This window comes from Arthrobacter sp. HMWF013, assembly GCF_003061105.1.
In the GTDB taxonomy this organism is placed as follows: Bacteria; Actinomycetota; Actinomycetes; order Actinomycetales; family Micrococcaceae; genus Arthrobacter.
This window is the reverse complement of sequence record NZ_QAIQ01000602.1, coordinates 1-10,780: the sequence shown is the minus strand read 5'-3', so window position 1 is coordinate 10,780 and position 10,780 is coordinate 1. Positions and strand designations below refer to the sequence as shown.

The window sequence follows — 10,780 nt, the reverse complement described above, 5'->3', positions numbered from 1 at the left end:
CCGTCAACGATGGTGTCCGGGGTGGCAGCCAGGATGACCTGCCGCCCGCTGCCTTCCCGGATCACCGCCAGGACTTCCTGGTCGGCAGCACGCTGCCTTACCGGGGTGATGACGCGCCGGGCGAAGTAAACGGCGAGCGCGGAGGACCCCGTGGCCAGTAAGCCTGCAAGTGCTCCACCGCCAAGCACACCGCCGAGGGCCCACTTGGTGCGCAACGACATACCGCCGTCGGCCTGGAGCGGGGGTGTCGCCGTCAACGTGGGTGTACGCGTGGAAGGTGCCATGGAACCATTCTTACTGCCCGGAGCCGGTTGGCCATATTCCACGCGGCGCACTGGCGGGCAAAGGATGCAGCAGAGAGGGTGCACGGCTAGGCTGATGCCATGAGCGATCCAATCGTCATCCTGACCGAAGAACCCCTGGGCGCGGACGACCGCGTGAACATCGAACGGCTGGTGGGCGGATCACCCACCCCCCTTGTCCTGTTGGTACCGGGCAACACTGAACGGCATCTGCTGGTGGACTTCCTGGAGAACCTCTCCCTGCTGGACATCGCAAAAGCGTTCCGTGAACTGACCGCGCACGCCCCGGACCGCAACGCCGAACGTGCCGAGGCCGCCGAGACGCTGGCCGTCTCGCTGGCTGCCTTGGACGGGCTGGGCGGCGGGATAACAGGGGAAGTGGTGGACGGCGGGGCCGTCAATGGCCTTGTCAGCAAGGTCAAGGAACTCGGCGCGAGCCAGGCTGTGGTGATTACGCGGCCCCACGCCGTGGCAGACACGTTCCACACCGACTGGGCCAACAAAGCCCAGGACCAGCTCGGGCTGCCCGTACTGCACCTGTACGCCGGTTCGGGATTTATCGGCGACTCCTGAGCGTTGATCACACTATGAGCATCTTCGGAAAGAGCAGCATCTTCGGTAACAAGGCCACCGGGTCCATTCCCGGCACCGTCACTGACACCGGTAATACCGGCACGCCCGGGCCCGCAGTCCGGAAAACCGACGACGAATGGCGGCAGGAACTCACGCCGGAGGAGTACCGTGTGCTGCGGCAGGCCGGTACGGAGCGCCCTTATACGGGCGAGTACACCGACACGCACACCGAGGGCGTCTATCAGTGCCGCGCCTGCGGGACCGAACTCTTCAGGAGCAACGAAAAGTTCGACTCCCACTGTGGCTGGCCATCCTTCTGGGCGCCGCTGGCCGATGGCACTGTCCGCTACATCCATGACCGCACCCTCGGCATGGAGCGGGTGGAAGTACGGTGCGCGAACTGTGACTCCCACCTGGGCCATGTGTTCGAGGGTGAGGGGTACGGCACCCCTACGGACCAGCGCTTCTGCATCAACTCGGTGTCCCTCAAGCTGGTACCGCGCGACGCCGCGGATGGGCAACCCTCGGAGGCCTAATCCGGCCAGACACGGTTTCGCCCGCACCTGACACTGTTGATTCTCCCGTCCAGCATGAGGATCTCTTATGCTAGAGCGGATTTTGGATTAGGGAATCTGGTTGCTTGTTACGCTCGCGGTAGAGCTTAGCAACGAGAAAGGCAGTCCGACATGACCGTCACCATTACCAGTGTCCCCACCCGGATTTCGGCGGAGAATCCCGCGTGGATCCGACTCAAGACTGCTGCCCAGGCACTTCAGGCACTGCAGAGCCAGGATGGTTCGGTGGCCGACCCCGCCAACCACGCTGAAGCACGGGTCCAGGTCGCGGCCATCACGGATTCCCTGGCCCGGCTGGCGCCGCTGGTCCCCCACGACGCCGATTACCTTGAGGCAGCCGCCGCAGACTTCCGCACCTGGGCGGGCGAAGGAGACGGCTCCGAAAGTGCCGGCTTCGGCGTGCCGGATTTCCTCAACTCGCTCCTGGCCTTCCAGCCCCAACTGCAGCGCCGCGACGGGCTGCAGCATGTGGTCGTCTTCCCCATGTACACCCAGAATGGGAGCAGCAGCAGACTGGTGGAGGCTGTCCTGATCGAAGTCATCTGGCCGGACTTCGTTGCCGAACTTGAATCCGGGGACTACTCCAACAGGCTCTTTGTGCCTGTCAGGTTCCTGGACTTCACGGCTGGTTACGACACCAACTCCGCTGTCCTGTTTCCCGAAACCGTGGCTGTCCGGCAGACGCCCGCCTTCACGTGGGGCGCGATCTTCGCGGACCGCGAGGCGGCCCGTTTCCGGCGGGTCCTGGGCGCTGCGGCGGCCACCACCTCGCTGGAGCTTCCCGACGGCGCAGCGGAGCTGCTTTCGGACCAGAAGCTCACCGAGGCCACGTTTGTGATGTGGGACCTGATCCACGACCGCACGCATATGCGCGGGGACCTGCCCTTTGACCCGTTCATGATCAAGCAGCGCATGCCGTACTTCCTGTACTCCCTCGAGGAACTCCGCTGTGACCTCACCGCCTTCCGCGAGTCCGTCCGGATCGAAAAGGACGAGGCTGCAGACCCGGAGGCCCGCCGCCACGCCAAGCTGGTGCAGTACGCCATCATCTTCGACCGGATTTTCCGTTTTGCGATCACCGGCAGCCGGGTGCGCAACTACGACGGTTTGGGCGGGCAACTGCTGTTCGCGTGGCTGCACCAGCACCACGTCCTCCACTGGACCGACAGCCGGCTCACCATTGACTGGGACCAGGTAGCGGACGCCGTCATCGCCCTCGGGGCCACCATCGATGACCTGTACTGGCGTTCCATTGACCGGCCCAAGATGGCCCACTGGCTCGCCGCCTACCAGCTGATCTCCGCCACGCTCACGCCCAGCCCTGCGTCGGTATGGGCCAAGGGTCCGGACGCGCTGCCCGTTGCCGGTCCCCCGCGCGGGCTGACGGACCAGGTGCTGGACGACGAATTCCCGCTGTCCATGTTCTACGAGGCATTGGAGAAGAAAATGCGTCCCGTCATCGAATCCACCGCAGGCATCACCGGAACGTCGGACGTGTGAGCGGTGAGGTGAGCCCGCACCGGCCGGCCGACGACGCGCCCGTCCCGAACGGCGGACGGGCGCTGAACGTCCTGGTCACCGGCGGCAGCGGAGCAGCCGGGATCGCAGTGGCCCGAGCCCTGCGCCAGGCCGGGTTCCGGGTCTTCACTGTGGGGTCAGACAGGCGGCGCATCGAAGACGCTGCCCGGAACGCGGGCGACGGCGTCACGCCACTGGTGTGCGATCTTGCGGATCTGTCCGCAGTCCAGGACCTCCGTGAGACCATCTCGGGCACCGCAGGTCCGCTGGACGCAGTGATCCACCTCGTGGGCGGCTGGCGCGGCGCCACGGGAATTGAGGACCAGCGCGACGACGACTGGGAATTCCTGGAGCGCGGTGCCATCACCACGCTCAGGAATGTGACCCGGGTCTTCTATGCCGATCTTGCGGTCTCCCCCAACGGGAGGTTTGCCATGGTCTCCTCGACGGCGGTGGACAAGCCGCTTGCAGCAAACGCCAGCTATGCGGCAGCCAAGGCCGCTGCCGAAGCATGGACCATGGCCATGGCAGAAGGACTGGGGCGCAGCGCCGCAGGCCCGGACAGCCCTGACGGCACAGGCAGTGAACCCGGCAGCGCCGCCGTCGTCCTGGTGGTGAAGGCGCTGGTCGACGCGGACGTCCGGAAGCGGCACCCGGAACGGACGTTCCCCGGTGCCACCGACGTCGAAGAGCTGGCGGCCGCCGTCGTCGGTCTCTTCAGCCGCCCGGCACGCGAGCTGAACGGCCGGCGGCTGGTCCTCGCCTCCTGACCCCTTGTCCCTAGACTGAGAACGTGAGCAAAGCAATGACAACAACTGCCCAGGCCCCCGCCACTGTTGAGAATGGCAGCGGACGGCTGCACGATCCGGCCGTTCGCGGTTTCGCTTCGGACAACTATTCAGGTGTCCACCCGGAGGTGCTGGCGGCACTGGCTGCGGCCAACGAAGGCCATCAGGTGTCGTACGGCGAGGATGACTACACGGCCCGGCTGCAGGAGCTGATGGAGGAGCACTTCGGCGCCGGCATCGAATGCTTCCCGGTGTTCAACGGAACCGGCGCCAACGTCCTGGCGCTGCAGTCGCTGCTGCCACGGTGGGGCGCTGTGGTGTGCGCGTCGACGGCCCACATCAATATGGACGAGAACGGCGCCCCGGAACGGATTGGCGGGATCAAGCTCCTGCACGTCCCTACCCCCGACGGCAAGCTGACGCCGGAGCTGATTGACCGTGAGGCCTGGGGCTGGGGCGATGAGCACCGTGCCCAGCCGTTGGCTGTGTCCATCACGCAGACCACGGAACTGGGGACCTGCTACACCCCGGCCGAAGTCCGCGCCATCGCAGACCATGTCCATGCCAAAGGCATGAAGCTCCACATGGACGGCGCCCGGCTGGCCAACGCCGCAGCGCACCTGCAGGTGCCGCTGCGGGCATTCACGCGCGACGCCGGTGTGGACATCCTGTCCTTCGGCGGCACCAAAAACGGACTGCTTTACGGCGAAGTGGTGGTTGCACTGAACCCTGAAGCGGCCCACGGCCTGATCTACCTGCGCAAAATGAACATGCAGCTGGCTTCGAAAATGCGTTTCCTGTCCGCCCAGTTCATTGCGCTCCTCGAAGACGGACTGTGGCTGCGGTCCGCTTCCCATGCCAACGCCATGGCTGCCCGGCTCCGCGCCGCCGTCGACTCCATCGACGGCGTCCTGCCCACCCAGAAGACCGAATCCAACGGCGTCTTCGCCATCCTGCCGGCAGGCGTGGCCGACCGGCTGAGGGAATACTTCCGGTTCTACGACTGGAACGCGGCCGCCCGCGAGGTGCGCTGGATGTGTTCCTTCGACACCACCGAGGACGACGTCGACGCGTTTGCGGCTGCCATCCGCAAGGAGCTTGGGCAGGTTACCGGCCAGGCGAGGGGTCAGGCCAGGGACCGCGCCGCAGGCACGGACGCCGGGTAGCATGAACCGGCGGACGGCGAGCCTGCGGCGGCGCTCCCCTGCAGTTGCTAATCTGCGATGGTGAACTCACTCGCCCAGGTTCCCCCGGAATTTCTCCACGCCTTGGGAACCCTCCGCAAGGCCCAATGCCGCGATGAACTGCGGCTGGCGGAAATCCCCGCCCCCGCACGCCTGGCACCGTTCGCGGTGGCGCTCGGGGCCGAGGTCATGGCGCCCGGGCCCAACGCAGGCACCAAACCCGTTCACGGGCCGGCGGCCATGGCACTGGCGGCCGCTTCCGGAACGGAGGACGAGGAGGAAACCGAACTCGCTACGGGCCGTTTCATCCTGCTCCACGATCCCGAGGGGTCGGCGGTCTGGGACGGCGAGTTCCGCATCGTCACCTACATCCGGGCCCAGCTGGAGCCGGAAATGGGCAATGACGAAATGTTGGGCACCGTCGCCTGGACCTGGCTGGTCGAGGCACTCGAGAACCACAAGGCCCCTTACCGGGCGGCCGGCGGAACCGCCACGCGTGTCCTCTCGGAGAGCTTCGGGACACTGTCCGACAGGCCGGGCACCATCGACATCGAGCTCCGCGCGTCCTGGACGCCGGCGTCCTCGGACGTCACGGCCCACCTTGAAGCGTGGTCGGACATGGTCTGCACTTTTGCCGGCCTGCCGCCGCTGCCCGACGGTGTCTCCGCCCTTCCCCGCCGGCGCCGGAACTAGGCACCGGAACCAGGGCAGCGCCTTGTCGGTAAACTGAAGTCATCATGACCCCTCACATTCCGGAAAACACCACGGCCGGCGCCCCGGCTGCTGAAACCGCTCCCCACATCACGGTGGAAGGCTTCGACAGCCCGATCCCCGTAGTCATTGACCTCGATGCACCGCGCGACGGCGTTCCGCTGGTCATCGAAACCCAATCCGGACTGGAGCGGGCTGCAGCCGCCATCGCCGCCGGCACCGGTCCGGCAGGGGTCGACGCCGAGCGGGCCTCTGGATTCCGGTACGGCCAGCGCGCCTTCCTGGTCCAGATCCGGCGCGAAGGCTCGGGCACCTGGCTGATCGACCCCGAACCGTTCGGAAACCTGAGCATCATCAACGACGCCCTCCACGGGGTGGAATGGATCCTGCATGCCGCCAGCCAGGACCTGCCCTGCCTCCTGGAACTGGGCATGTGGCCGGACAAGCTCTTTGACACCGAGCTCGCCGCACGGCTGGCCGGCCTTCCCCGCGTTGGACTGGCTGCCGTCATTGAACAGCTGCTGGGCTTCGGCCTGGCCAAAGAACATTCGGCCGCAGACTGGTCCACCCGGCCCTTGCCTGAGCCCTGGCTGCGTTACGCGGCGCTGGACGTTGAAGTCCTCACGGAACTCCGCGAGGAACTGATCGAGCTGCTCCAGGCGGACGGCAAACTCGAATACGCGGAACAGGAATTTGCCGCCATCCTCGCCGGAGGCGTAGCCCCGCCCCGGGTTGACCCCTGGCGCAAGACCTCGGGCCTGCACCAGATCCGCGACCGGCGCCAGCTGGCCGCGGTCCGCGAGATGTGGCTGGAGCGCGATTCGCTGGCGCAAAAGCGCGACGTCGCTCCAGGCCGGCTGATTCCGGACTCCGCGCTGGTCGCGGCAGCCAAAGCAATGCCCTCCACCGTTCCCCAGTTGCTGGGCACCAAGGGCTTCCACGGCCGGGCGGCTCAACGTGAGGCACCACGCTGGCTCCGGTGCATCGCGGCTGCGCGGGACCTGCCCGAGCTTCCGCCGCTGCACCTGCCCACCAACGCCCCGCCGCCGCCCCGTGTATGGGCAGACCGCGATCCCCAAGCCGCAGCACGGCTTTCCACCGCGCGTCCGCTGCTGCAGGAGAAGGCCGAAGAGCTGAACCTCCCGGTGGAAAACCTGCTGACGCCGGACTACCTCCGGCGCATCGCGTGGCGCCCGCCTGCTGACATCAGCGAAGAAACCCTGGCCGCGGAGCTCCGCACCCTCGGCGCCCGCGCATGGCAGGTGGGTCTGGTGACGCCGCTCCTCCTCGAGGCGTTCCTCAATCCGCAGCCATTGCCGGCCAAGGAAGCCAAGGCAGCCGCAGCCTCCGAATAACCCACCTCTTCGTGCCTTGCACACTAAGTTCGTGCCTTGCACACTAAGTTACTGGCGAGTAACATAGTGTGCACTGCCGCCCGTCGCTGCCTTTGGCTCCTGACGGGCGCCCATGTCTCGATGAGGAGTTATACGTGAGCCACCACGGAAGCAGCGGATCCCCGCGTACTGTCCGCGACGTCGTCTTTGTTGACGGCGTCCGCACACCCTTCGGCCGGGCCGGTGAGAAAGGCATCTATGCCGGAACACGCGCCGACGATCTGATGGTCAAATGCATCCGCGAACTGCTGCGCCGCAACCCCACGTTGCCGGCCGGCCGGATCGACGAAGTGGCAGTGGCCGCTACCACCCAGACCGGAGACCAGGGCCTCACCCTCGGGCGCACGGCTGCCCTCCTGGCCGGGCTCCCCCGGACTGTCCCGGGGTTCGCGATCGACCGTATGTGTGCCGGTGCCATGACCGCAGTCACCACGACGGCGAGCGGCATCGGCTTCGGCGCCTACGACGTCGTGATTGCCGGCGGCGTGGAGCACATGGGAAACCATCCGATGGGCGCCGGAGCTGATCCGAACCCGCGCTTCATGTCAGAGCGGCTCGTTGACCCGGCCGCGCTGAACATGGGCAACACAGCAGAAAACCTGCATGACCGCTTTCCCGCCATCACCAAGGACCGCACGGACGCCTACGCCGTCGCCTCACAGGACAAACTCGCGGCCGCCTACGGCAACGGTCAGATCCAGCCGGACCTGGTGCCCGTGGCCACCCTGAAGCCAGGGCAGGGCTGGACCCTGAACAGCGTCGACGAGCCACCCCGGCCCGGCACCACCCTGGCGGACCTTGCCGCCCTGCGCACTCCCTTCCGGGCCCACGGCCGCGTGACTGCAGGCAACGCGGCCGGGCTGAATGACGGCGCCACCGCCGCCGTCCTGGCGTCCTCTGACGCCGCCGCAGAGCTGGGCCTGCCGGTCAAGATGCGGCTGGTCAGCTACGCGTATGCCGGCGTCGAACCCGAAGTGATGGGGATCGGCCCGGTACCGGCCACCGAGAAGGCCCTGAAGAACGCAGGGCTGACTATCGGCGACATCGGGCTTTTCGAAATCAACGAAGCCTTCGCCGTGCAGGTGCTCAGTTTCCTGGACCACTTCGGAATTTCCGACGACGATCCCCGCGTCAACCGGTACGGCGGCGCCATCGCTGTGGGCCACCCCCTTGCCTCCTCCGGCGTCCGGCTGATGAACCAGCTCGCCCGCCAGTTCGAGGAGGATCCCTCCGTCCGGTACGGGATCACCACCATGTGCATCGGCCTCGGCATGGGGGCCACCGTGATTTGGGAGAACCCGCACCACACCGATTACAGCGGCACCGTCACCACCACGGCCGGCGCCACCGCAGACGAAGCAACCACCGAAGGAGCCGCCGCATGAGCGCCGCCGATTTCACCAAGCTTGCCGAGCTCTTTCCCGACGAACGGGTGACACACTCCTACGTCCAGGACATCGCGCTGCCGGCAACGCCCGGCAATCCCAGCCCGGGCGTCTTCGCGCTCATCACCCTGGACAACGGCTTCGACCACACCAAGCCCACCACCCTGGGTCCCAATACCCTGATCGAACTGGGCACCGTCCTGGAAGGCCTCAAGAACCGTGCTGCCCGCGGCGAAATCGCGGCTGTCGGCGTGACCGGAAAACCCTACTTCCTCGTGGCGGGCGCTGATTTGTCCTCGGTCAAGTCGCTCAAGACCCGCGACCAGGGGCTGTGGATGGCCCAGCTCGGACACGACGTGTACGGGACGCTGGCAAACCTGGGCGTCCCCAGCTTCGCCTTCATCAACGGGGTGGCGCTTGGCGGTGGCCTGGAGATTGCCCTGCAGTCCACCTACCGGACGGTATCCACAGCAGCCGGTGCGCTGGCACTGCCGGAAGCCGCCCTCGGCCTGGTTCCTGGCTGGGGTGGGGTGTACATCCTGCCGAGGCTGATCGGGCCGGAGAACGCGGTCAAGGTGATGATCGGGAACCCCCTCAGCAACAACCGCACCCTGAGTGGTCCGGAGGCTTTCCAGCTTGGCATCGCCGATGCCCTGTTCGAGCCTGCCGACTTCGTGGAGCAGTCCATTGCCTGGGCAGCCAAGGTCATCACCGGCGAGCTGGTCCCGGAGCGGGCCAACGCCGTCGATCCCTCACTGCCTGACGTCGCAGAGCGCTGGAGCGCAGCAGTGGCGGCGGGCCGCGCGATGGTGGAAGCGAAGACTTCCAACGCCTCACCGGCGCCCGCCAAGGTGCTGGAGATCCTCGAAGCCAACCGCACCCTGACCCAGGCCGGGTCGGCTGCCCTTGAGTGTGAGACCCTGGCCGGGCTCATGCAGACCGATGAGTTCCATGCCACCGTGTACGCGTTCCTGGACCTGGTGCAGAAGCGGTCCAAGCGGCCGGCCGGCGCGCCGGACCAGAAGCTCGCCCGGCCCGTCACCAAGGTGGGCGTGGTGGGTGCCGGGCTGATGGCCAGCCAGCTGGCACTGCTGTTCGCCCGGCAACTCAAGGTCCCGGTGGTCATGACGGACATCGACCAGGCCCGCGTGGACAAAGGCGTGGGCTATGTCCATGCAGAGGTGGACAAGCTTCTGGGCAAAAAACGGATCAGCCAGGACGCGGCCAACCGCACCAAGGCCCTGGTGTCCGGTTCGGTATCCAAGGAGGCCTTCGCGGACGCGGACTTCGTCATTGAAGCCGTCTTCGAAGAACTGAACATCAAGAAGCAGGTCTTTGAAGAGGTGGAGGCAATCGTCTCACCGGAGTGCATCCTGGCCACCAACACCTCCTCGCTGTCGGTCACGGCCATGGCTGAGGACCTTGCCCACGCGGAGCGGCTGGTGGGCTTTCACTTCTTCAACCCGGTGGCCCTGATGCCGCTCCTGGAAATCGTGCGCGCTCCCAGGACCGACGACGCGGTCCTGGCCACCGCGTTCGAGCTCGCGAAGGGCCTGAAGAAGACTGCTGTCCTGGTCAAGGACGCACCGGCCTTTGTGGTGAACAGGATCCTGCTGCGGCTGATGGGCGAAGTCATCGCGGCCTTCGACGAAGGCACCCCGGCAGAGGTGGCCGACAACGCGCTCCGCCCCATGGGCCTGCCCATGACTCCGTTCACCCTGGGCGCCATGGTGGGCCTGCCGGTGGCCCAGCACGTCCAGGAATCCCTGCACGCCGCGTTCGGTGAGCGCTTCCCTGTCTCCGCCAACCTGCAAAAGCTCATCGACAACGGCGTGAAGGCCTTCTGGGCGCCCACCGCCGATGGCAGCCAGGAGGTCCCGGCTTCAACGCTCTCGCTGCTGTCCTTTGGTACGTCACCGTCCACCGGCGGGGACGTGCTGCGGCGGGTGCAGGATGCCCTCGCCGAGGAGATCGGGCTGATGCTCGACGAAGGTGTGGTGGCCGGGCCCGAGGACATCGACCTGTGCATGATCCTTGGCGCGGGCTGGCCTATGTTCCTGGGCGGCATCACACCCTACCTGGACAGGGTTGGCGCCTCCGAACGCGTCAACGGCAGGCGCTTCCATGCCCCCGGCGTCGCATCCGTGTCTGCCGCTGCCTAAAAGTCTGCATCCCCGCTGACGACGGTTGCAGGCTGCTTGATCCCAAGGAAAGGGGCCGGTGCGGGGTTTGACCCGCACCGGCCCTTTGTCCTTGCGCCACCGATCCGGTGGGCTGGAGGCTCCGCCTAGCGGCGGGTCTCGTCGATTCCGTCGGCCTCGATGCGCTCCTTGCGGACCTGCTCATCCAC

9 protein-coding genes and 1 pseudogene are annotated in these 10,780 nt (G+C 66.6%); 9 read left to right on the top strand and 1 reads right to left on the bottom strand.

Going from position 1 to position 10,780, the window contains the following annotated elements:
• Positions 1-284: pseudogene (locus tag DBR22_RS20335) on the bottom strand (lipase); the annotation flags it as partial.
• Positions 285-383: 99 nt separating this feature from the next.
• On the opposite strand from DBR22_RS20335, the gene DBR22_RS20330 reads away from it, so the two are divergent.
• The 9 genes from DBR22_RS20330 (at position 384) to DBR22_RS20290 (ending at position 10,592) form a co-directional block, all read left to right on the top strand.
• Entirely contained in the window at positions 384-875 is a 492-nt protein-coding gene (locus DBR22_RS20330; RefSeq protein ID WP_108600486.1) for a hypothetical protein, read from the top strand.
• Between the two features lie 14 nt (positions 876-889).
• Complete coding sequence (msrB, locus tag DBR22_RS20325) at positions 890-1,411, top strand: peptide-methionine (R)-S-oxide reductase MsrB (RefSeq protein WP_181365266.1); 522 nt, start codon at positions 890-892, stop codon at positions 1,409-1,411.
• A 150-nt stretch (positions 1,412-1,561) separates the two neighbouring features.
• Positions 1,562-2,950: a DUF6421 family protein gene (locus DBR22_RS20320; RefSeq protein WP_108600485.1), complete on the top strand. Its 1,389-nt coding sequence runs from the start codon at positions 1,562-1,564 to the stop codon at positions 2,948-2,950.
• A gap of 8 nt (positions 2,951-2,958) precedes the next feature.
• Complete coding sequence (locus tag DBR22_RS20315; RefSeq protein ID WP_108600487.1) at positions 2,959-3,738, top strand: SDR family oxidoreductase; 780 nt, start codon at positions 2,959-2,961, stop codon at positions 3,736-3,738.
• A gap of 35 nt (positions 3,739-3,773) precedes the next feature.
• A complete protein-coding gene (locus DBR22_RS20310; RefSeq protein WP_108600484.1) occupies positions 3,774-4,922 on the top strand; it encodes a threonine aldolase family protein in 1,149 nt (382 codons plus the stop codon).
• 57 nt (positions 4,923-4,979) lie between these two features.
• Entirely contained in the window at positions 4,980-5,633 is a 654-nt protein-coding gene (locus DBR22_RS20305) for a DUF3000 domain-containing protein (RefSeq protein WP_108600483.1), read from the top strand.
• A gap of 44 nt (positions 5,634-5,677) precedes the next feature.
• Positions 5,678-7,006 carry an HRDC domain-containing protein gene (locus DBR22_RS20300; protein WP_108600482.1) on the top strand — a complete coding sequence of 443 codons (1,329 nt, stop codon included), beginning with the start codon at positions 5,678-5,680 and terminating at the stop codon, positions 7,004-7,006.
• 134 nt (positions 7,007-7,140) lie between these two features.
• Entirely contained in the window at positions 7,141-8,430 is a 1,290-nt protein-coding gene (locus tag DBR22_RS20295; protein ID WP_108600481.1) for a thiolase family protein, read from the top strand.
• Complete coding sequence (locus DBR22_RS20290; protein WP_108600480.1) at positions 8,427-10,592, top strand: 3-hydroxyacyl-CoA dehydrogenase NAD-binding domain-containing protein; 2,166 nt, start codon at positions 8,427-8,429, stop codon at positions 10,590-10,592. Before DBR22_RS20295 ends, DBR22_RS20290 begins: the two co-directional genes overlap by 4 nt.
• Positions 10,593-10,780 lie beyond the last annotated feature (188 nt).

What these genes read in the sequence shown, in the direction of transcription:
- DBR22_RS20330 (WP_108600486.1), top strand. Translation starts at nt 384, where the DNA reads ATGAGCGATCCAATCGTCATCCTGACCGAAGAACCCCTGGGCGCGGAC.
- msrB (WP_181365266.1), top strand. Translation starts at nt 890, where the DNA reads ATGAGCATCTTCGGAAAGAGCAGCATCTTCGGTAACAAGGCCACCGGG.
- DBR22_RS20320 (WP_108600485.1), top strand. Translation starts at nt 1,562, where the DNA reads ATGACCGTCACCATTACCAGTGTCCCCACCCGGATTTCGGCGGAGAAT.
- DBR22_RS20310 (WP_108600484.1), top strand. Translation starts at nt 3,774, where the DNA reads ATGACAACAACTGCCCAGGCCCCCGCCACTGTTGAGAATGGCAGCGGA.
- DBR22_RS20305 (WP_108600483.1), top strand. Translation starts at nt 4,980, where the DNA reads ATGGTGAACTCACTCGCCCAGGTTCCCCCGGAATTTCTCCACGCCTTG.
- DBR22_RS20300 (WP_108600482.1), top strand. Translation starts at nt 5,678, where the DNA reads ATGACCCCTCACATTCCGGAAAACACCACGGCCGGCGCCCCGGCTGCT.
- DBR22_RS20290 (WP_108600480.1), top strand. Translation starts at nt 8,427, where the DNA reads ATGAGCGCCGCCGATTTCACCAAGCTTGCCGAGCTCTTTCCCGACGAA.